This is a genomic window from Dyella japonica A8 (assembly GCF_000725385.1).
Classification (GTDB): domain Bacteria; phylum Pseudomonadota; class Gammaproteobacteria; order Xanthomonadales; family Rhodanobacteraceae; genus Dyella; species Dyella japonica_C.
The window spans coordinates 3,195,975-3,218,446 of the sequence record NZ_CP008884.1; the positions used below are offsets into that span (position 1 = coordinate 3,195,975).

Sequence of the window (22,472 nt, forward strand, 5' to 3'; positions counted from 1 at the left end):
CCCTCAGAACGTCATGCCAAAACGCACATACACGTGGTAACCCTTGCCATCGGACGCCTGCAACGAGCTGAGCGCCTTGGCGGCATCCACATGCATTTCAAAGTGATGGAAGCGCGGCAGGCGAAACAGGAAGCCCGCACCGATATCGCTGACTTCCTGCGCTGTTACGCCATTGAGCCTGTTGCCACCCACGGACCAGCCCCTGGCATAATCGACGAAGGCCTCCAGCTCCAGCAGTTCGCGCCACGGCCGGGCGTAGAACGGCGACACCTTGTCGGCGAAGCCGGGCGCGTCGACGTGGTACTCCACCGAGGTGTAATAGCCGCGATCGCTCAGCACATCGGCAATCGGGTAGGCGCGCACGTTGTCCGGGCCGCCGATCACGAACTGTTCCATCGGCGTCAGCGCATCGTTGGTGTACTGGCCGGCGACCTTGAAATACAGGCGCTGCGTGCGGGTCAGGAATTGCAGGCGGGTATAGGCCAGCTTGCCGACCAGGAAGCTGCTGTCGTGCCCAGGGCTGACCAGGTCCACCTGTGACGGCGAACGGTCGCTGATCGACTGGCGCACGCTGGCCTGCAGCAGGTCGATACCATGCCAGCGCGTGTCGGTATGGTTCATCGAGAAGCCGAGCTCGGCCACGTCGAAGCGCTCGTCCGACATCAGTATCACGCTGCTGTTGAGCTTGGATTCCTCGCGGATCAGGCGAAACGTGCCCAGCGCTTGCAGGTTGGTATCGTTGACAAACTTCCAGTCGGCGCCGCCATACCACGTGGACGTGGGGCCATGTACGCGCAACGAAGCGAACACGCCATTGTCCACCTGCAGCTGGCTGCGCGTGGCGCCCACCACCACGGCCAGGCCGGGTACTGCGACGATGGGCGCGCGATAGCTCAGCGCGCCGAACAGGCTTTGCGCCGGCGCGAACGCATAGTCGAGGTTGGCATTGAAGACGTCGCCATAGCCCAGCGGATTGTTCCACGCCACGCCCAGCTGCGCGCGATAGCGGCCGGTCACGTCGGTGCCGTAGTTGTTGGCGCCCACGGTGATCGCATAGGGGCGACGCTCTTCCTGCGTCACCATGACCAGGTCCGTCTCGCCGGTATGCTCGCCCGGCTGGAAAGTGGACGTGATCGCCACACCAGGCAGGTCGCGCGCATACAGCAGCGCGGTATCCACCTCGTCCTTCTGCAGCGGCTGGCCTTTGAGGCGTTCGGCCGGCGCGGCAATGATGTCCGTGCCGTAGCGCTTGGCGCCTTTCACCACGACCTTGCCGATGGTGCCCTCCAGCACCTGGATCTCGACGACCTGGTCAGCGCCGACGGACTGCGCCGGCACGAAGGCCTGCGCCACGATGAAGCCGCTGGAGCGGTAACGCTTGGTAATGGCGTCGGCCACCTTCTCCAGCTGCGCAATGCTAAGCACCGCGTGGTCGTTCGTGCCGGCCAGCTGCCTGTACTGCTCATCGGCCAACGCCTGCATGCTCTCGGGCGTGATGTGTGCCGAGGCATGCTCGCCCACGCCCTTCACGCGGAAGCCGCGCACCGACATCGTTCCGGCACCCGCCTGCTCGCGGTCTTTGACCGGTGGCACGGCGTGTTCGCTGCTGCCTGGCGTCGGCGCTGCCGTCGTGGCTTCCATGTCCTGCGCATACGTTCGCCCGCTACCCATGGCCAAGGCCAGGGCAGCCGCAAGGCCTGCCATTCGCACGTTCGATTCCCCTCGAAAAAGACGCCTCGATCCCCCGATCGACGCCGCGATGACCGGCTCCCCCGGCCCATCGAATGCCGAACGATACATCATGCCGAGGCGGCCGAACCTGGTCATGCGGCCAGCAGCCAATAGGCCAGCAGGAGGCACAGCACACCACAGGTCGCCCAGGCCCAGGTGCGTCCACTCATCAACCAGGGACGCGGGGGAAACATCGACGGCAACACATCCGCCTGCCCGGCGCCGCCGTAAGGCGAAGGCGGATCTTGCGGCTCCGGTACACGCATCGTGGTGCGGCGCGTGATGACACCATCGCCCCCATGCAGCGTACCCAGCAGCCGGCGGCGCCGCGCGCGGTATTCCTCGCGGTTGAGCCGGCCCAGCCGATGCGCTTCGTCCAGCGCACGCAGTCCTTCGTTGATGCCCTGCTCGCGCTCGCTCATTTCAGCTCCCGGAGCACACGGAAGCCGACATCTTTCTGCGGGGCGCCGCTGTCCGCGCGCCGGGCCTCCACCGTGCAATCGGACCAATAGCTGTTGAAGCTGCCGCCGCGCACCAGGGTGGCCCCGTCATGGGTGACCCATTCCCACACGTTTCCCGACATGTTGATCAGCCCCCAGGGATTGGGCTCGCGCCCCCGCGCGGCCACGGGCGCGCCGGCCACATCGGAGCCGTTGGCCGTCGGTGGAATGCAATTGCTGTCTTCCGACTGCTTCCAGCTGCCGCCCGCCTGCGCGGCGTGCAACCACTCGGCATCGGTCGGCAATCGATAGGTGTAGCCGCTGCTGCTCGTGAGCCATGCCGCATAGGCCTTGGCCTGGCTCAGACTGATATTGCTCACGGGCAGGTTGCCGAGTTCGGCATCCTCCACGGTCATCGCGTGGCACTGTCCAGTGGCCGTGCAGTAGCGGTTGAAGTCGTTGACGGTGATCTCTGCGCGCGACAAGGCATAGGCCCCGCCGCTGCCCACGCCCGGCACCACGATCATGGCGGGGCCGCGCTTGCCGTCCAGCATGTCGAAACAGGCCTTGCCGGCGCCGACCAATGCCGGAACCCCGCAGGGATCCGGGCCGGCCGGCGTATTGGCATTGGATTTGGCTGCGGTTGCCGGCGCAGCCGTGGTGCCTGCCGCTGCCTTGGCTGCGGCCTGTGCTGCGGGGGCATTCGTCGCGACGGCGGCCGTTGGCGCCGCGGAGCTTGCCTCGGCGGGTGCCGCTGTCGATGCCTGCGCCGGCTTGCGCGCTTCCAGCCTGGCGGAGAACGAGCCTTGTGGCAGCTGGCCACGCTGCTTCAGGTCGGCTTCCAGGCCATCCAGCGCGGTGCTGTCGGTCTTGCGCAGGTCCGTCAGCTGCTTCTTCAGGCGATCGTAATCCGTGCCAGCCAGCGCGCTGGTGCCACCCTGCATGACTTCGGCGACAAAGCCGTAGCGTTCGCGCGCACTGCGCAGGTCGGCACGATTGCCCAGTGCGCGTACGCCCTGCCCCGTGATATCCGCCGCAGCCTGGTAGCGGCCACGCTGGAACGCCTCCCTGGCCTGCCCGAGATAGGCGCTCGCCAGCAGTTGCGGGCCCTCGTTCACCAGGAAGGGATGGTTGCCCTGCAAGCTGCGCACGCGGTCCAGCGATTCTTGCGCCTTGGCCACGTCGTTGGCCGCCGCCGCACGGCGCATCGACTCGATGCGCGAATCGATCTCCGCCGCGACGCTGTCCTTGGCGAGCTGCGCCTCCATCTGCTGTTGCAGTCCATCCAGACGGCTGCGCTGCTCGAGCAGCCTGGGCGAACGCGGCGCGTACTGCAGGCCGAAGTTCACCCAGGCAAGCGTGCGTTGCACCTGCATCGGATCGGTGACGCGGGAGGCCTCGCCTGCCATCGCGTCACCCAGTGCGTCGAACAGTCGCTTCGTCTCCGCGGCGCTGTCGTTCTGCAGCGGGGTTGCCGCGCGGGTCACGGCGGCCTCCCAATCTGCGCTGGTGGCGGGCTTGGCTACGAGGCTGGCCAGCTCGCGGCGGGCATCCGGCAGGCTCTGCGCGCCGGGCGTGGCCTGGGCAGCGGCAGCGACCTGACGCAACGTCGCCGCCTGCTCGTCCGCAGCGAGCTGTGCGTCGCGTTGCTGCAACCGGGCCGAGCCCGGGAACAGTCGCGTGGCGAGCTGCAGGCGTTGCTTCGCTTCGTCGAGCCGGTCGGCGGCCAGCGACTGGCTGATCGCGACGTCGTATTTCAATTCCAGTTCGGCGTTCTTCAGTAGCGCACTGCCCGGGTCTACCGCGCGGATGCGCGTCAGGGTGGCCACGACGTTGTCAGGCTGGTTCTCGAAGATTGCGCCGGCATCGATCTGCTTGCTCAGCTGCGTGTCCAGCGTGTTGAGCAATTCGTTGCGCTGCCGCTCCAGCTCGCCGCGCTTCATGTCCAGCGCTGGCGAATACAGGCGAAGCTGATCGCGCAAGGCCAGTACGCGTTGGGCGCCCGCATAGTCGAACCGTTTCTGCGCCGGTTGCCAATAGGCATCGATGCGGCTGAGCAAATAATTCTGGATGGCCTCACCCTGGTCGATGATGACGCGCTTGCGGTCGTCTTCATCCAGGCTCGACAGGGCCTGCATGGCCTGCACTTCGTTCGCGTAGCGCTGCTTGCCGGTGGCGGAGAAACTCGCGATCACCTTGGCCAGGTGGTGGCTGTGCATGTAGCGCGTCACGCCCCAGCCGCCTGCCATCAGCAGTACCAGTGCGAGCGATCCGCCGAGCACGTAGGGGCCCATACGCTCCTTCAGGCCCACCTCGCGCAAGCCCTCAATCAGGGCCTCGGCGCTCTTCAGGCGCTGGGCGCTGTTCAGCGCCACGCTATCGCACAGCGTCCGGTACTGGCGACGGGTCAGCCCCGGCACGGCGGGCGGCTTGCGCCCCTCCTTCAGTACCACCTCGGCGCTGACCTTGTCGAATGGATGCTTGCCCGTCAGCAGCTCGAAGCTCACGCAGCCCAGCGCGTAGATGTCATCGCTGGGAGACGGTTCGCCGCCGCGGATCATCTCCAGGCTGGCATAGGCCGGCGTCAATGCGCCCAGCGTGCCGGCATCGAACACGGTCTGTTCGCCGGCGGCATCTCCGGCGAACTTGCCTGCGCGGGCAATGCCGAAGTCGAACACCTTGGGCACGCCCTCGCGCGTCACCATCACGTTGCCGGGCTTGAAATCCGAGTGCACGATGCCCGCGGCATGCGCGCGCGCCAAAGCGCGCGCCATGCCCTCGATCAATGGCCGCGCCTTGGCCAGCGGCATGCCGTTGTACGCGCGCTCGCGGATCAGGCTCTTGAGGTCCGAGCCGTCGATGAACTCCATCGTCATGAAGACGATGGTTCGGTCCTTGTCAAAGTCGAATACGCGCACGATGTTGTCGTGCGCCAGCAGCTGCGAGCGGCGCGATTCGCGCTGCAGCGCGATCAGGGAATCGGGATGACGACGGAATTCGTCATTCAACACTTTCACCGCGACGTACGGGTCGCGGTCGCGGGCTTCGACCTTGCGCTCGTCCTTCGCCAGGTAGACCACACCCATGCCGCCGCGACCCAGCTCGCGCTCCAGGTGAAAGCGACCCTTCAGCAACGAGCCCACGGTGACATAGTCGCCACCCTCCTTCGCCGCGATGCTTTCCCAGCTGCCGAGGCTGGACAGGCTGCTGGTCGTGCCGCGCGTCGAGGTATCACCCGGGGACGCGCCACCCGCCGGTGCCGCCGGCGCGTGCGGCTTGACCATGGTCATCTCGTCGTCCGGCGCCGGCTGTGCGGTCGGTTGCACCAAGGTCAACTCCGGATCGGGTGCTGGCGTTGCCGGCGGGGGCTTTGGCGTGACGGCAGGCATCACCACGGTGGCATCCGCATCCACCGGTGGCCGCGCGCCGATGATGCGCATCGCGCCCAGGCGGGCGATCATCGCAAGCACCACGTCCGCATCCAGCTGGCCGGCGTCGCGCATCTGCTCTAACTGCGCCACCTCCGCGCGGTAGTCGGCCTCGTCCAGCACGCCGCGCGTCTTGATCGCCTCGAGCAAGGCGGGCAACGCGATGCGGCCGGCGCGGAATTCATCCAGCAGCTCGTTCAGGGGAAGTGCGCGCGGCACGGCCATGGTCATTCCTCCAGACGCACGATCACGGCGGAAACGTTGTCGCGCGCGGCCCGGCTCATGGCCAGGTCGAACAACCGGGCCACCAGGGCCTGGGGTTCCTGCACGCGTCGACAGGCATCGTCCATTTCGTCGTCTGACATTTCCTTGTTGATACCGTCGGAACACAGTACGAACTGCGTGCCGGGTTGCGAGCCAGCCACCACCCAGTCCACAAACAGTTGCGGCTCGGCACCGATGGCGCGGGTGAGTGCGCCGGGCGAAGGCCCGGGCGCGGCGTGGTGCAGTTGCGTCACGTCGTCCTTGACGCCATGCACGTGGTCGCGGGTGATCTGCCGCAACCGGCCGTTCTCATAACAGTAGGCGCGGCTGTCGCCGACCCAGCCGCACAGCATGTATTCCTCGCCGTACAACAGCACCACCACGGTGGAACCGATCAGGTCGACGCCGCGCGTGGCGGCCGATTGCAGCAGGTCGCCATTGATGCGCAGCAGCTCATCCTCGACCGCCTCCATGAAATCGACGACGTTGCCCTGGCGGGGAAGCGCCGCGAGCCGCTCCACGATCATCGAGCTGGCATAGTCGCCGGCCGCGTGGCCGCCCAGGCCATCGGCCACGACCCATAGCCCCACCTCGTCGCGCAACAGGATCGCGTCCTCGTTGTGCGCCCGGACTTTGCCGGTGTCCGTGCGTCCGGCGGACTGGTAGCGCGTCATCATGAGCAGGCCTCCGATGGCTGCAGGACATCCGGCGAACGCCAGGCGGCGCCGGCATGAATGGCGTCGACGAAACCCGCAAAGGCCTCGGGCCGGGGCAGCCCGCGCGTGGCGAGCGCGCTGGCGGGCACGCGTGCACCGCCGCCGGACCACCACAGGCACCACGGCTGGGGCATGCCGCTGAGCTGCGACCACCAGCCAAGCAGCGTCCCCGTGGCGTCGGCGTGTCGCGGCAACGGGAAGCGCCAGTGGTCGGCGGTTGCCCAGTCCACTGCAAACGGAGGTTCGCGCGCGGGCACGGCCGTTTCGTCGGAAAGGTCCGCCAGTGCGCGTATCTGCGTGTCGAATGTGTCCACGCCCCATGCCGGATCGGTGCAGGCCGCCACACCCATGCGCTCGGCCTGCGCATACCAGCCATCGTCTTCGCGCCACGCACCCGCACCGGGCGCGTGGGCGATCCGCGTGGCGATCACCATCGGAAAGCAGCGCCCTACCCGGTCGGTCGACGGCAGCATCACGCCGGCGAACGCGCTCTCGCCGCAGAGGCCTGGCGGCAACACGAAACGCCACGGCGGCCCCGCCTGAAAGCAGCTCTTCCACCCGGGGCCGAGTGCATCGGGAAGCGCTGCCATGGCGTGCTCGAAATGGCGGTCCCACGCATCCACAAAGGCGGCCGGCAGACGGCGTTGCACAAAGTCACCCGCGCTGGGCAACTTGCCGAAGAACCCTGCTGCATCGGCATAGGTCATCGGCCTAGCCGCCACAGCGGAAACGCTGCACGTCGTCGTTGAGGAACGGGTTGCGCAGATTGCTGGCCTGGATGCCCAGCCTGGCGCCACGGCCACCGAAATCGAAGCCGGCGATGAAGCGCAGGTCCGACTGCTTCTGCAGTTTCGCGGCCTGGAGTGCGCGGAAGAAGGCCCAGTCGCCCTGGTAATCGAAACTGCTCAACAGGGTTCCGCTCGCGTCATAGGCAGCAATCGACACATGCCCGGGCGTCGGGCCCGGCCACTTCATGGCCATGCTGGGCGCACCACCGGGCTGGTAGTCGTACTTCTGTCCGTCCACATCGACCACCAGTCGCGCGATGCCGGCATCCAGCACGGGGGTGAGCACGGTGAAATCCACCTCGGGGAGATTGCCGCCGCGGAAGTACATCTGCTTGATGCGGTCGGCCGCCTGCACCTGTGCCAGCATGGCCGGCGAGCCGGTCACCACGCCCGGCGTGTTCTTCCAGCGCCAGGTCTTGCCGGTGGCGTCGATCAGCTTGTCCAGGTTCTGTTTGTAGAGCGTGTCGAAGCGACCGCCGTAGCCGAACATCTCGCCGAAGTTCTGCACCGGGATGTCGGTGCGGCTGTCCGGTGCGAACGGGTAGCGCCCGCGGATGAAGTCGCCGCAATCCTTGACCACCGTCTGCTGGAACTGGTCGTCCAGCGCGCCCTTGGCGCCCGAAGCCACCAGGGCTTCGCTTTTGCCGGTGAGCGAATCCACCCAGCCGGATACCGGCGGCGGCAGTTGCGCGGCCTGCTGGCGCGCCAGCAGGAGTTGCGGATTGGGCTGGCTGGCGGCGCTGCTGAAATCCGTCATGGTCAGCATGGTCTTGCTGAGCTGATCCAGCGCGGTGAGCGTCTGGTCGATGGGTGCGGCCCCGGGCGCACCTTCGCTGAGTTTGTTGAGTGCTGCGAAGTGATCGCTGATCGCCTGCCCCGGTTTGTCGGTCGCCGCTTCGGGCTTGCCGCCCGCCGCCTTGGCCAGCGTCGCCGCCAGCGCGTTGCTGGTGGCTTTTTTCTGGGCCGCGCCCGCTGCGGCAGCCACAGCCTTGTCAGCTGCGTCGGGCGGCGGCGTGCGCATCAGGTCGCTGGTGTTGTCACGCACCAGCTTCAGCAGCAGCTTCAGGGGCGAACTGGGGCCTGCCAACTTTGCCGCCAGGGCGCTGGCGGACGGCATGTCGCTCACCGGCTGCAATTGCAGGTCGGCCAACAGCGAGTCCCAGGCCTTGATGTAATCCTGCTCGTAGAGCGCCAGCACCTGCTGCGACAGGCGCGCACGCTGCATAGCGTCGATGGGCTGGGCGCCAAAGACCCAGTCATCCTTGGCGAACCCCTGCACGGCCTTCTCGATGCCCTGGTTTGCCTCGTCCTCGAACGCAGCCTGCGTGTAGAGGGGCGGCAAGGGTTGCGACAAGAGTGTGCCGCTGCGGCGACGGAATACATTGCCGAGCAGGCCCAGCTCCTTGTCGAGCTGCAGCGGTGCGTGATCGCCGCCCTCGGCGGTAAGCAGCAGGTTGCCGTAGATCAGGCTGGCCAGATCGGCCGAACGCAAGGTGTTGCGGGCCTGCTCCACCAGGCTGTTGTCCAGCGTGATCGCGCGCAACCTGCCGGGGTCGTCCAGCAGTATCTGGAAGTGCCGTTCCAGCGTCTTCTGCAGTACGACGTCATCAGGAAAGACCCGCCGCCACTCCAGCTGGGTCAGCGCGGCCAGCTCATCGACGTTGTCGTGCCTGGGCTGGCCCAGCATCAGATAGGCTTTGAGGTAGTAGTACAAGGCCTGCGGCTCGGAGGCGTGTGCCACCAGCCCCGCACGAAACTGGGCGGCCACGCCGGGCAGCAACAGCCCGTTGAGTTCGCGCACGTAGGCATCCTGCAGTTCGCTGCCGACCGCACGCCCCTGGTACAACCCAAAGCGCATCGACAGCGGTTCCTGTCCGCGATATTGCCGGGCGATATCCACGACACCCGACAGGGCTTCCAGGCGCTGCAGCGCCAAAGCGAAATAGGTTTTCTGGTCGTGCGCGCCGGACAGGTCGGCATGCTCCGGCAGATCCTTCAGCGCGGACTGCACTTGCGCGAGATAGCTGCTGTTGCGCGCGTAACTGCCGGCAAAGCCCAGCAGCAGGAGCAGCGTGGCGGCGACCACCGCCAGATAGCAGGCAGCCTGCAGCAACAGCTTGCGGCGCTCCAGTGCGGGATTGGTGCCGGCAAAGCCCGACTCCTTGAACAGCACGCCCTTGAGCAGGCGCTCGACGAAGAACGTGCGGCTCTGCGCACCCGGCGCATGCACCTGCGATGCCTCCAGCCCGAAGGTGCGCGCCACCGCGCCCATCATGCGGTCGATCGGCGTGCCCTCCTGCGTGCCGGAGGTGAAATATGCGCCGCGCAGCAACAGTGGCGCACCATAGGCGTGCCCGCTGAACACCCCTTCCACGAACTGCCGCGCCACGTCGCCCAGGGCGCTGAACTGCTGCGGGAAGGCCAGTATGGCCGCACGCCGGGTGCGGTCGCGCTCGCCATGCAGGCGATCCAGCAGTCGTGTGTTGAGTCGCTCCAGCAGCAGCCGGAATTCGTCGGCGAACTGGCGGGCGGCACTGCCGTCCATGGTCTTGCCGACCGGGAAGGACACTCCCCACACCTGGCTGCGCTGGTCCGGGTTGAGATCGTCGAAGTACTCGGTGAAGCCGGCGACGAGGTCGCACTTGGTGAACACCAGGTACACCGGCACGCCGATGCGCAGATGCTCCACCAGTTCGTCCAGGCGACGGCGGATCAGGTGTACGTGCTCATCGCGGCTGGCCTCGTCCATAGTCAGCAGGTCGGACAGGCTCATGGTCACGATGACGCCGTTCACGGGGCGCCGCCGGCGGTAGCGACGCAGCAGCTTGAGGAATTCACTCCACGCCGACGCATCGGCGCCCCGGTCGGAATCCTGCGTGGTGTAGCGGCCCGCAGTATCCAGGAACACCGCCTCGTCGGTGAACCACCAGTCGCAATTGCGGGTGCCGCCGATGCCGCGCAACGCCTGCTTGCCGAAGCGGTCGGACAACGGAAACTGCAGGCCCGAATGCTGCAGCAGCGTGCTCTTGCCCGAGCCCGGCGGGCCAATCACCACGTACCACGGCAGCGTGTAGAGATTGGCGCCGCTGCGGCGCGTCTTGCGCAGCGTGTCCACGGCCTCCTGGAATCGCGCCTGCAGCTGCGCGCGCTCCGCCGCACTGCGATCGCCACGATCCTGCTCGCTACGCGCGTCCTGCCCCGAAATCTCCTTGGAGAGCTGCTGCTGCCGATGGCGCGCGCGCAGCTGCTGGATCTGCAGCCACGCCGCCCATGCGACCACCAGCAGCACGATCAGTACCAGGCGTGCCTGGACGCTAGCCAGTGGCTGCGAGGCGCCGATGCCGAGATAAGGACCGGCCAGCCAGATCAACAGGGCCAGCAGCACGACACCCACCAGCGTGATGAACCAGCCTGCCTTGAGCAGTGAGACGATGTTCTTCACAACTCAGCTCCCGGGCAGATACAGGATCTCGACGCGACGGTTGCGCGTACGGTTGGCGGGCAGTTCGGGTGGGCGCGCGATCGGCTGCGAATCGCCGGCACCGCTGGATTCGAGACGTGCCGGGTTGTCCAGCGATTTGGCGAGCATGTCGCTGACCGCCTTCGCACGCGCCGCGGACAACTCGTAGTTGTCCTTGAACTTGAGCGAGCGCACGGGCTGGTCATCGGTGTGACCCACCACGATGGCGCGGCCAGGCACCTGGTTGAGCGCCTCGGCGATCTTGCGCAGCAACGGCAGTTGCGAAGGATCGACCTCGACCCCGCCCGACGAAAACATGGTGGCTGCGTTGAGGCGCAGTTTGGCGCTGCCATCCGGTTGCTCGTCCACGTCCAGCTGCCCGGCCTGGATTTCAGGCGCCAGCAGCTGCCGCAGGCTTTTGTGTACAGGCGCCGGGCGCGCCGCATCTGCGGGCGGCACGGCACTGGACAAGCCGATGCGCGCGGCCTGGGCGCTCAAGGGTGCTGACAGCGCATTCAGCCGTACGTGGAAATACAGGAACGCACCCACCAGCACACTGGCCGCCGCCGCGCCGACCACCCATAGCGGCACGTAGCGCATCAGCGGATTGCGCCGGTCTTCGATGCCGCGCCAGTGCGGCGCCAGCTCTTCGGCCGGCGCCGGGCGCTTCGCCTTGATCTGTCGATACAGGCTTTCCTGCAGGTCGGCCAGCCGGGCGCGCCCGCCGGCCTCTACCTGGTAACGCCCGCCAAAACCCAGAGCAAGACAGGTGTACATCAGCTCGATCAGGTCGATGTGTGCACCGAAGTCCTGGCATAGCCGGTCGAGGATAAGGAAGAACTTTTCGCCGCCGTAGCTCTCGCCATGGAAGGTCACCAGCAGCGTCTTCTGCGACCAGCCGCTCTGCTCGCCCCATGGCGCGCTCAGTACGGCCTCGTCGAGCATGGTGCACAGCACGTAGCGCGCAGCGGTGATGGTCTGCGTCGCGATGCCGGCCTCCTTGGCGCGATGCTCGAACTTGTGCACCTGCACCACGGCCTGCTCGCGCAGATGCGCCGGGTTGGGCGGCGCAACGCTGTGCCTCAGCTGCACACCCAGCAACAACAAGGGGCTGGCCGCCTGCACCAGCGGGTTCATGCCGCCGCCAAGGAGCTCGCTGATATCCGTGCGCTCGGGCTCCGGCGCGGGCATGACCGGCACCGGTCCGGCCGCTGGCGCGGATGGCTGTGCGGCAGGCCCGCCGCTCTGGCGCGGACGCACTATCGTGGCGTCACGCATGGACTCGTCGTCGTAAGGCCGTTCGGTATTCATCTGCTTAGCCCCTGATGGCCCACAGCTGCAGATCCAGACCGGAGAACTCGCTGCCGAAATGGAAGGCGATGCCGCCCGACGTCTTCAGTTCGCGCCACATGGACGAGTTCTTGTCGAACTCGAAATACACGTAGCCCGAGTGATAGGGAATCTGGCGCGGTGCCACGGCAAGCGGATTGGCCACGATGCCCGGCAGCTGGAGGTTCACCAGGTCACGGATCTTCTCCACCGGCCCGATCTTGGCCTGCGCGGGCAATTGCCGACGCAGGTCCTCCGACTTGAGATCCGCCTTGGCGGCCAGCACGAAGGCCGCGGTATCCAGCAGGCCAAGGTCCGGAACAACAGCGACCCACACGCCGTACTTGCGTTGCTGCAGCGGAATGGGAATGGCCGTCTGTTCCATCACCGCACTCAGACTCTGGCGCAGGGCCAGCATCACCGGCTCGAAACTTTCCTGCAGCGCATCCTGCCGGTACGGCGGAAAGGCGGGTGCACGCTTGCCGGCCGTGGTGAACGTGGCCAATTCACCGGCCATCTCCACCAGCACGCGGTAGAGATCTTCCGGGTGCGCCACAGGTGCCGCGGACCAGTGCGCCACCAATGGCTGGTAGCGGTTGACTACTTGCAGCAGGAGGAAGTCCGCGATCTCCGCGGCACCGCCGCGATCCGTCAGCGCCACGCGACCGGCCAGCGCCTCCCCACGTTGATGCAGCAGCCCGAGCAGTTCGACCAGAAAGGTGCTCAGGCGCGACGCCGCCTGGCAACTCATGACACTGGGTATGAAACCCTCGTCCAGCACCACGCGCTGGTCCGGCCGGCATTCCAGTACGCGCACCAGTGGAATGCGCGAAAGCCCTTCCAGCGGATGCGACTGCGGCAGGAGGCGGCTACTGAGTCCGCCGACCTCGAGCAGCGCCGTACCTTCGACGCTGCCGGAGGCATCGCCTACTTCGGTCTCGCGCACGCGGTAACGGAACAGCTTGTCGGCGGGCGCATCCGGCCAGCCGCTCTCCGCCTGCGAGGGTGAGCGCAGCGGCAGGGTGAGATAGACGGTCTGGTCACGCCAGTTGAGATCGATCTCCAGCGCGGGCGGCAACGGATCGTCGCCCGGCATGGCGAAGGGCGTGCCGTCCGGAAAGACGCCGCGTGCACGACGAATGCCGAACTTGCCCATGGCGAGCAGGTTGGTTTCCAGCTCCAGCTCGGTGAAGCCCCATGCATAAGGCCGCAAGGCCTCGCTGCGCAACGCAACGAAGCGCTCGAGGTAGCGCTCCTGTTGCTGCATGTGCTGTGGACGAAGGAACAGGCCTTCGCTCCAAACGACTTTGTTGTTCTGGGTCATCTGTCGCGCCCGCCCATTGCGATGGCCGTCCGGGTCGTCGCGCGCGGCACCCGGCCACTCCTGCAGGCGCCGTGGAATGAACTGCGGCGCGAGCGAACGATCGACTGTCGGCAAGTGTGGTTCATGGTTTGGTGACGCACCCGGCATTCCGTCTCACCGAGTCCGGCGCGAAAGCGACGGCCTCCGACGCCACCGCCAGGTCATACGCTTCTTCGATGACATGGCCGACCTGCTCGTCATCGGTGGCATGCACAAGCACGGTGCAGCCGCGGCAACGCTTGCGCCACTGTGCCGGCGAGATGCCGTACGTGGCATGGAATGCGCGCTGGAACTGGCGCTCCGAGGCAAAGCCAAGCTCGTACAGAAGCCAGGTGATGCTGCACCCGGGGTCGTCCATCAGATGCTTGTGCGCATAGCCGAGGCGTCGCTGGCGGATGTATCGGCTTACCCCGCCTTCGTCGCCAAACAAGCGGCACAAGGTGGACCGCGATACACCGAACGCACGGATCAACGAAGCGATGCCGAGAGAGTCGTCACCAAGGTTGGCATCGATGTAGGCGCGTATGCGCCGATGCAGGCCTACCCCGAAATCTGGGTATACCACGGTGCGGGGTGGCGGCACTCCACCGGCCATCGTCGTGGTGGCATGCCGTATTTCCTCCGAAAACGCCGCTGCACATGGCGTGCGCCATGTTCCTTCCACGCTCATCGGTAGCCCCCTGTCGCTAGGCAAAACCGCGCCAACCTTCCAAGGGTGGCGCGTGTGAGGCAAAGTCATCGGTGGGCGGAGCAGAGAGATGACTTGGCCTCGGGACAAGTGGCGCATCCGTCGGATAGCCTCTTGTTCGCCAGAGAGCATAGGATCGTGCTTGCCCTGGCGCATCGGACCAAAGTCCTAGTTCGAGGCGGAAATTCGGCAAAAAAGCACTAGGCCTGATGGTGTGGACGTTGCGTTCGGCAACACTCTACTGCCTTCCAATCCGATGACTGGAAGTACCGCGACAGCAGCTCTTTGCACTGCGATCGAACCTTTCCCTGGCTTTATCTGCGTTACCGTCGCGCGATCGCGTCACCGCACGACACAACCTGCTATCTACATCGAATGACGCAACAGGCCGCCGCGACGCGCGACGATGGTTGCCTGCGTGCGATTGGGCACGTCCAGCACCGCCAGCACGGCCGACATGTGTGCCTTCACCGTTTTCTCGGCCATGCCAAGCCGGCTTGAAATCTCTCCGTTGCGCAGGCCTTCGCAGGCCAATCGCAACACTTCGGTCTGCCGCGGGGTGAGCCTGCCGAGCAGCACGGCATCATCCGCGCGCATCGCATGCACGCCCGCCTGCGCAAACGCGGCAGGGACATAGTCCTGTCCTGACAGCACGCGCGCCATGGCATCGAGCAGGCCGTGGCTGTCGGCGCTCTTATGGATATAGCCGTGCGCGCCAGCGGACAGCGCGCGATGCACATCGACCGGATCCCGCGACGCCGACACCACCAGGATGCGCAGCTTGCGCCTCAATTGGCGCAGGTAACGAAGCAATACATTGCCTGCGATGTCGGACAAATAGATGTCCATCATCACCAGATCGATTTCCTTGTGCGCATTGAGCACCTCCATGGCTTCCTTGCCGGTGGAGACGGCATGGATGGGCATGTCCTGGAATTCCCGCGCGATGGTCAGCGCGATACCTTCGCGGAACATGGCGTGGTCATCGATCAGCAGGAAGCCAGACACTTTCATCGTCCCCCGTCTTCGTGATCGCCCGTCAACGACGTGTCGGCGCCATGGCTGCCCGGCGCGCGGACTTGAGCCGGGCCAGCTGGGCCTCGTAGGCGCGCGCAAACTCGTCGCCAAACAGACGGCGGAAACAGCCGTCCGGATCTTTCGATAATTCGTCGAAGTTCTCCCGGTACCGCTCCCAGTAGCGCCCCTTGCCCGAGAACGCCGAGCGGCGCGCGGCACTGTCCGTTTCCCGTTCGAAGCGGTCCGGATTGAAGTGGAACAGCAGCGAGTCGAACGCGGCGCGCATGCCGGCGAGCATCGCCATCTGGTGGCAACGGATATCGTCGAAGGCATCGTCGAACGCGGCACTGCCGGCCAGGAAGGCGGCGCTGGGCGGCGCCATGATCTTCTGCATGGCCTCCTCCGGCGTCGCGGCAAACTTCAGCGGGTTGTTCTCCGAACGCTGGATGATGGTGACCGGCAGGCGGAACGTGTTTTTGATCTCCGCACGTGCGCGCAGCACGTCCATCACACCGTCGACCACGATACGGAAAATCTGTTCCAGTTCCGCCGGCATGGAGGCCGCCGCAGGCGCGGGTGCCGGAGCCGGCGTGACCGCCGCCGGGCTCGCCGCCACCGGTGGCGACGCGAAGTCGCCCATGGTCAGATCCCAGTTCTCCGGCAAGGCCTGGTGCTGGGTGCTCGCATGGGGTGGACGGAAGTGATCCTCGATGCCGGGACTGTGATTCCAGCCGGGCGATGCCGCCGCCTCGCGGACCGGCGGCTGGGACGATAGCGGCGCGTTGAGGAAGCTCAGCGGATCAAGATCGCCACCGGGCAGGACGGCACCCGGGCCATCAATCAGATTGTCCAGTGACGACGTGTGCGCCGGGGCGGGCCCGGGGCCCAGCATGTCCAGGTCGAAGGCCTCGTGCACAGGCAGGGCCGATACAGGAGCCGGTGCCGGTGCCGGCGCGGGTGTCGGCGCGACGTGTGTCCGGTCAGGTTCGGCGGCAGCGCCATCGCGCAAGGCCACCTCCACCTCGAAGCTGTCGATCTGCAGGCGGTCGCCGTGATTCAGCGCGGATGGCTCGCCTTTGGCCAGCGCCATGCCGTTGAGCAGCATGCCGTTGGTGCTGCGGTCTTCGACGAAGTACAGGCCATTGAGGAAGCGGATCATGGCGTGCGTGCGCGACACGCCGGACGCGTTGAGCACCCAATCGCAGTCGTCCGAACGGCCGATGCTGCCGCCCTGCCCTTCGAACGCCTTGTGGCGACGGCTGCCGAATTGCGCGGCCTGCTGTCCGACAACGGCGAGGATCAAGGTCTTGGACACGCGTTCATCCCTTTTCCAGTCAATGGCCGTGTACTGCTCAAGCGCCCGCACGTTCTGTTTCGAGCAGGTTCATGGCGTGCCCGATGAAGGCCACGCGGCGCGCCTCGAACGCGTCCGCCACCAGCGCCGCCAACAGGTTGATCACTGCGACAGCGGCGCGCGCCGTCAAATGGTCGGCCGGTGGAACTGGCGTGGCCTGTGTCGCGGGTGCAAGGCTGCCGCCCGCCCAGCCCGCCGACGCGGCCAGCCATGCGCCGAGTGACTGGTATCCGCCGGTGGTCGCAAATTCGAATGCGGCGCGCCGGTTGCCCTCGCTTGGATCGCGCACCCATTTCTCCGCCAGCGACGCGCCCGCCAGGGCTTCGCCGTCCAGCGCCTGTCCGCGCGCGCACTGGCACAGCCAGGCCACGGCGTAGCGCTTGGGCAGCAGCCTTGCCAGCAGCTTCAGCGCATCCGTGGTCATGCCGGCATCCAGCAGCTCCCGCACGGCGGACTGCGGCGTCATCTCCGCGTGCAGGCGCGCGACGGCGTCGGGCGAAAGATCCATCTGGCGGGCGGCCTGCATCAGGGCGGACATGGGCGCTTCCTCAGCCGATCATGGTGATGCCGCCACCGAGCTTGGCCATGCCCTCGCCGTTGAGGGTGAGCATGGCGCCCTTCACCGTGGTCATGGCGGCACCATTGACCTCCAGCATGCCGTCGGAATGCACCTTGAGGCTTGCGCCCGCGCCGATATCCATGGTGGCTCCTGCCTTGACGCCTACTTCGACCTGGCCTTCCACTTTCACGCTTACGTCACCCGTGATCTTCACGTTGACGCCCTTGATCTCGATCTCGCCGGAGCTCTTCATCACGATGCTGGACGCGCCGGCCACCAGCTGGATCTCACTGCCCGCCGTGAGCTTGAAGGTTTGGCCGACGCTGGTAGTGGCGTTCTGGGTCACGTCCAGCTTGTCGTCGTTGCCGACGCTGAGCTTGCGGTCGTGCTGCACGGTTTCGGTCTGGTCGTTTTTGACGGTGACCGTCTCATCGTGCGAGATCTCGACGAAGTGGTCATTTTCCACCTCTTCGCGCATGTCCTTCTGTGCGTGCAGATACAGTTCTTCGCTGCCTTTCTTGTCTTCGAAGCGGATCTCGTTGTAGTCGTCGGTGCCGCCCTGCAGGCTGCGGCTCTTGATGCCGCTCTGGGTCTTGTTGTCCGGCAGGCTGTACGGCGGCGGGTTGTCGGCGTTGTAGACGCTACCGATGATCAGCGGCCGGTCCGGATCGCCTTCCAGGAAGCTCACCACCACTTCCTGGCCCACCCGCGGAATGCTTACCGCACCCCAGCTCTTGCCTGCCCAAGGTGATGCGACCCGTACCGGGCAGGACTGTCGGCCGTTCTGCCTGTCGAGCTTGTTCCAGTGGAAGATGACCTGGATGCGGCCATGCTTGTCCACCGCGATGTCCTCGGCGGTATCGCCGGCGACCACGGCCGTCTGCAGGCCGGCGATGGTGGGGCGGATCGCCTGCGGCAGGCTGCGGAACGGCAGTTTGCTTTCGATCGCCTCCAGCTCGCAGGTGAACGGTTCGCCGTCGCTGTCGCCGGAGGCATACCCGCTTTCGGCCAGGCGGATGCGCGTGGCGATGACCAGGTACTCCTGGTTCCATGCGCGACGCGGAAAATCCTTCAGTTCGAACAACGCGCCAACCGCCATGCCGCAGGCATTGGTGCTTCCCTCGTAGCGCGAGCGCTGCACATTGCGCGCCTCGGCCTGCACGCGTGCATAGCGCTCGCCCGTGGCGGTGACCTCATGCGCGCCGGGGTAGTCGAATACCTCCAGGCCGGAAATCTCATGGCAATCGCCCGCCTGCCCGATCTCCTCGGTGGCCAGCAGCGAGGTGCGCGGATTGAGGGGGTCGTAGTCGGTGAGCTGTACCTTGGTGGCGTGCACCCCGCGCAGTTGCCGCCAGGCATCGACCGATGCCGCGTTGCGCTTACCCTGCTGCACTGGTGGCGCATAGGGAATCTTTTCGAACGATGGCGTGCGCGCGTGTGCACCCAGCGCATCGGCCAGCACCATGGTGTGCGCGCCGTCCGCATGCGTGAAGAAATAGTAGATGCCTTCTTGCTCCAGCAGGCGGCTGATGAAGTTGAAATAGTCCTCGCGGTATTGCACGCAGTAATCGCGCTTGTCGTAGTTGCCGCTCAGGCTCAACTTCAGGTCGCCGTAGCCGATCTCGCCCAGCACCGTGCGCACGATGTCCGGCACGCTCTGGTCCACAAAGATGCGGCAGTCCACCTTGCGGGTGAGCAGCCAGGGTTTGGGCGCCAGGGTCACGCGGTATACCGCGTAACTGAGCTTGTCGATGGTGCGGAAGCCGGTTTGCGCGGCCTCGATGACAATGCCATTGAAGTACCGCGTGTAGCCGTCCGCCGCGACGAACTTCACTGTCATGGACGTACCCAGTAGCTGGCGAAGATTCACCTGGTCGTCCTGGCTCAGCAGTTCCAACTCATAGCGGAACAGCCGGCCCAGTGGCTCGTCGGCGCGCATGCTGGCAAACAGCAGCTTGTCGCCGAGATCGCTGGACAGGGTGATCGCATGAGCCATCGGTCGGTTTCCAGGAAGGCAACGCTACGCCGCCCATGCAGCGGCCGGTAAACCGCATACATAGCGAAAGCCGGGCCGGACTGCCCGTCACTTCGTCTCACGGAATGAGCGCGGCGCCGTGCGCGGCTCGCCGCCGAGCATAGCGTCCAGCGCTTCGGCGGGTCAGTCCCGAAAATGGGGTAGTCAGGCGCTCGCGCGCCGGGCCCGCACGACCCAGCCCCGCACCGGCTGGCCGCCCTCCCGGCGCAGCACGTCGCCCTCGATGCGGGCGTCCGTGAAGCCGGCGTCATCCAGTACCCGTTGCACGTGACGGCGCGAATGCCGGTAACGCCCGCTGGGCGTCAGTTCCACCCTGTCATCCGCGGCATCCAGCGCTTCCAGCGCTTCCAGCGTAAAGCCCAGCCAGCCGCCGGGGCGCAACGCGGCGTGGGCCGCCGCAACAACTTGCTGCAGGTCGCCGAAATACACCAGAGTATCGGCCGACAACACCAGGTCGTACTGTTGCGGGTGGCGTTCCAGATACGCCGTCAGCTCAGCCACCGCCAGTTCGTCGTAGCCGCCACGCGCCCTGGCCTTCTCCACCATGCCGGGCGACAGGTCCACGCCAACGAGGTGGGCCGCGTAAGGGCTCAGCAGCGGGCCACACAAGCCCGTGCCGCAACCGGCATCCAGCACATGCAGCGTAGCGTTGGGACCGTTCAGCACCGCGGCCATTGTTTCCATCAACACTTGCGGTGCCCGATAGCCCAGGTTCTTCAGCAACTGCTCGTCGAAGCTGTCGGCGAAACCGTCAAACACGTTACGCACATAGGCATCGTCCGCCCGTGGTGGCGTCTCGGCGCCGCCGCAAGAAGCCAGCATGTGTCGCGGAATCGGGTTGTCCGGCTCGCGACCCAGCCAGTCGCGATACACCTGCGCTGCCTCCTCGCGCCGGTTCAGCGCGTACAGCGAGATGCCCATGCCTTCCAGCGCACGCAGGTTGCGGTCGTCCAGCGCGTAGGCCATGCGAAAGCATTCGACCGATTGCTCGACGTGCTCAATGTTCTGCGCGTAGTTGCGCAGGAAGAGGCCCAGCAGGTAATGGCCCTGAGCATACTCGGGCGCGATTTCCAGGAGCCGGGCATAGGCAAGAAAAGCCTCCTCCGGTCGCTCCTGTGCCTCCAGCACGATGGCGAGGTTGTTCTGCGCGTGATGGTGCCCCGGCGAGCATGTCAGCGCCTGCCGGTAGCAGGCCTCCGCTTCTTTGAGTCGTCCACATTCCTTGTGGATGTTGCCGAGGTTGTTATGCGCGTCGGGATGCTTCGGCGTGACGCGCAGCGAAGCCTGGATCAACGTCGCGCCCTCATCGCTCAACCCGCGCTGATGCTGCAATACGCCGAGGTAATGCAGCGCATCCGGTTGCGTTGCATGTCGCTCAAGCACTGCTCGATAGAGCTGCTCCGCCCTGTCCAGCTGATTCGCCCGGTGCGCCTCCATGGCCTCGCGCAAGGTGTCGCGATAGTCAGGCACCTCCAGGCGCAAGGCCGACAGGTTCACCAGGACATGAGCCGAGTGCTGATCCATGTGCGCTCCCTTCACCCGATCAATACCGTAAAACACCCCAGCACAATCACCCCGCCATGGGCCGTACTGTCCCCCAGCCGCGCCGCTGGCTGACCACCGATCAGTACCGTCGGCGAACCCTTGATGATGGAATCCGGCGGCCCCACGCATACCGCCATGTCACCCAGTCGCGCTGCCGGCAGACCACCGATCAGCACCGTCGGCGCACCGGGTGCGGAGACCGGACCACCCACATGCGGCACCACGCCGGTCACCATGGGACAGGTGTGAAGATCAGTTAGGCGTGCAGCGGGTTGCATGAGTGCTCCGGCTATCGACTACGTCATTGATGAATATCGATATCACGTTGTTGTCGATCCAGTAAAATGAATCGCACTGATTTATATGCTTTCGCTCAAGGTCGTGAATATCTTGTCGCGAATGGGCGCGGGGCAAAGCATGTTTGCGGGTTTCGGTCACTCGTCGCATGCATGAAACCGACACGAAGAACTATCCCAGCCTGATGTCCTGAAATTCGAGAAACCTCACCAAGTAATCCACCACGCTTTTCGTGTTTGGATTCAATGGGCGATCCGTTAGTGCATACTTCGTCCTCTTTGACCTCAAGGCGGCCTCGGTTGCCTCCATCAGGCCCCTTGCTTCGTTGCTGACGACATAGTCGATGGGGCTGACCGTGCCGCCCTCTTTTTGACCTTCGAAATTTTCATGCAACGTGCCGGCCAGGGCTATCTTTTTGTCCCCGTGATTCACCATCAAACCGTAGGGCAAGCTTTCACGCTTGTGGGCATCGAGGGAGAAATTGCGACGACCCCTATCAAGTACCGTGTTCCTGGCGTCGTCCCCTGAATCCTGCTGGCCAAAATAGACTCGTACCGAGCCGCTACCGCCGACAATCAGGCCCGCGCACATCTTGCAAGGCTTCAGCGTCGAGAAGATACATCCACCGTCAGGCACTTTTCCGCCAAGCGCCATGACGGCACTGGTCTCACCATGCCAGCACGACACGTCACTATTCTTCATACCCCAGCTGACGATGTTTCCACCCCTGTCTACAATAAGGCTGACAACGCCATCCTTCTTTCCGTCCTCATGCTTCTTGTGAAGCAGCAGATACGCCGCCGCAAGATAGAGGCGATGGACGGTTTGCGTTCCCGCCACACGATAGCCTTCGTCTGACTTCACCGACGCCACAATGGACTGAATATCACTCACGATATTCCCACCAGGTGCAAGTACTTTGTACTTGTCCGCCAAACTCCTTTGAAGTTCAGCGAGGGAAATGCGCTTCACTTCGCCACCAGGGCTTGGATTCACCCCGGGGGCAACAACCCTGACGTACTGAGGCGAACCATCGAGCGTCAGTTGCATAATCCCCACCTCTGCCGCCGATCTGTCCTCTTGGCGGCTGAGATAATTGGACCGAAGATCCTTCCCCTTCAGTACTTTTCGACTCGTCCTCGACATGACCAGTAGCCACAAGGGAGTGATGGTCGAAATCACTGGCTCGGAAGCGAAATAGGTGACGGTTCCGACCTGGTAGTAAGCCGTTCGATTCTCGGCGTTGGAAAAACATCCCGTCAGCTCATCCCAACTGGACGCCTTTGCTGCTTTCGTCAGAAATTGCTCCAAATCCATGGGTCACCACCCTTGTAGAAAATGACGAGATCAAGCTCGCCAGGAACGCATTTGCCAGACCGCAAGCCCGAGAACTTCGCGCCTGACGTCCGACGCGAGCAGTCCAATCGAATTCAGTCCCAAAGGATGCCGTAAGTGAAC

The 22,472-nt window shown here is 65.3% G+C and carries 16 protein-coding genes; all 16 read right to left on the bottom strand.

Translation table 11 applies throughout. The features are described from left to right. Positions 1 to 3: 3 nt before the first annotated feature. Positions 4 to 1,704 (bottom strand): ShlB/FhaC/HecB family hemolysin secretion/activation protein, encoded by a 1,701-nt coding sequence (locus HY57_RS13355; protein ID WP_019467521.1) that lies wholly within the window; start codon positions 1,702 to 1,704, stop codon positions 4 to 6. 119 nt (positions 1,705 to 1,823) lie between these two features. Then, a complete protein-coding gene (locus HY57_RS13360; RefSeq protein WP_019467520.1) occupies positions 1,824 to 2,153 on the bottom strand; it encodes a hypothetical protein in 330 nt (109 codons plus the stop codon). After that, on the bottom strand, positions 2,150 to 5,824 hold the full coding sequence (locus tag HY57_RS13365; protein WP_019467519.1) for a bifunctional serine/threonine-protein kinase/formylglycine-generating enzyme family protein: 3,675 nt from the start codon (positions 5,822 to 5,824) through the stop codon (positions 2,150 to 2,152). Before HY57_RS13365 ends, HY57_RS13360 begins: the two co-directional genes overlap by 4 nt. A 2-nt stretch (positions 5,825 to 5,826) precedes the next feature. Then, entirely contained in the window at positions 5,827 to 6,540 is a 714-nt protein-coding gene (locus HY57_RS13370) for a PP2C family protein-serine/threonine phosphatase (RefSeq protein WP_019467518.1), read from the bottom strand. Beyond that, a complete protein-coding gene (tagF, locus tag HY57_RS20920; protein ID WP_019467517.1) occupies positions 6,537 to 7,286 on the bottom strand; it encodes a type VI secretion system-associated protein TagF in 750 nt (249 codons plus the stop codon). The genes HY57_RS13370 and tagF overlap by 4 nt, the downstream gene beginning before the upstream one ends. A gap of 4 nt (positions 7,287 to 7,290) precedes the next feature. Beyond that, on the bottom strand, positions 7,291 to 10,809 hold the full coding sequence (gene tssM, locus HY57_RS13380; RefSeq protein WP_019467516.1) for a type VI secretion system membrane subunit TssM: 3,519 nt from the start codon (positions 10,807 to 10,809) through the stop codon (positions 7,291 to 7,293). A 3-nt stretch (positions 10,810 to 10,812) separates the two neighbouring features. Next, on the bottom strand, positions 10,813 to 12,105 hold the full coding sequence (gene icmH / locus HY57_RS13385) for a type IVB secretion system protein IcmH/DotU (RefSeq protein WP_430536792.1): 1,293 nt from the start codon (positions 12,103 to 12,105) through the stop codon (positions 10,813 to 10,815). A 37-nt stretch (positions 12,106 to 12,142) separates the two neighbouring features. Then, complete coding sequence (gene tssK / locus HY57_RS13390) at positions 12,143 to 13,480, bottom strand: type VI secretion system baseplate subunit TssK (protein ID WP_026034321.1); 1,338 nt, start codon at positions 13,478 to 13,480, stop codon at positions 12,143 to 12,145. Positions 13,481 to 13,601: 121 nt separating this feature from the next. Continuing rightward, the gene (locus HY57_RS20925; RefSeq protein ID WP_158407932.1) at positions 13,602 to 14,189 is read right to left on the bottom strand and encodes a helix-turn-helix domain-containing protein; all 588 of its coding nucleotides are present in this window, start codon (positions 14,187 to 14,189) and stop codon (positions 13,602 to 13,604) included. 384 nt (positions 14,190 to 14,573) lie between these two features. After that, on the bottom strand, positions 14,574 to 15,221 hold the full coding sequence (locus HY57_RS13400; RefSeq protein WP_019467512.1) for a response regulator transcription factor: 648 nt from the start codon (positions 15,219 to 15,221) through the stop codon (positions 14,574 to 14,576). A gap of 25 nt (positions 15,222 to 15,246) precedes the next feature. After that, on the bottom strand, positions 15,247 to 16,539 hold the full coding sequence (tagH, locus tag HY57_RS13405; protein WP_026034320.1) for a type VI secretion system-associated FHA domain protein TagH: 1,293 nt from the start codon (positions 16,537 to 16,539) through the stop codon (positions 15,247 to 15,249). Positions 16,540 to 16,576: 37 nt separating this feature from the next. Continuing rightward, positions 16,577 to 17,116: a DUF6931 family protein gene (locus HY57_RS13410; RefSeq protein WP_019467510.1), complete on the bottom strand. Its 540-nt coding sequence runs from the start codon at positions 17,114 to 17,116 to the stop codon at positions 16,577 to 16,579. 10 nt (positions 17,117 to 17,126) lie between these two features. Further along, positions 17,127 to 19,133, bottom strand: a complete 2,007-nt coding sequence (locus HY57_RS13415; protein ID WP_019467509.1) for a type VI secretion system Vgr family protein — start codon at positions 19,131 to 19,133, stop codon at positions 17,127 to 17,129. A 183-nt stretch (positions 19,134 to 19,316) separates the two neighbouring features. Then, positions 19,317 to 20,696, bottom strand: coding sequence for a tetratricopeptide repeat protein (locus HY57_RS13420; protein ID WP_019467508.1), 1,380 nt, complete (start codon positions 20,694 to 20,696; stop codon positions 19,317 to 19,319). A gap of 11 nt (positions 20,697 to 20,707) precedes the next feature. Beyond that, positions 20,708 to 20,995: a PAAR domain-containing protein gene (locus HY57_RS13425; RefSeq protein ID WP_026034318.1), complete on the bottom strand. Its 288-nt coding sequence runs from the start codon at positions 20,993 to 20,995 to the stop codon at positions 20,708 to 20,710. Between the two features lie 190 nt (positions 20,996 to 21,185). Then, on the bottom strand, positions 21,186 to 22,331 hold the full coding sequence (locus HY57_RS13430) for a Bd3614 family nucleic acid deaminase (protein ID WP_019467506.1): 1,146 nt from the start codon (positions 22,329 to 22,331) through the stop codon (positions 21,186 to 21,188). Positions 22,332 to 22,472: the final 141 nt, after the last annotated feature.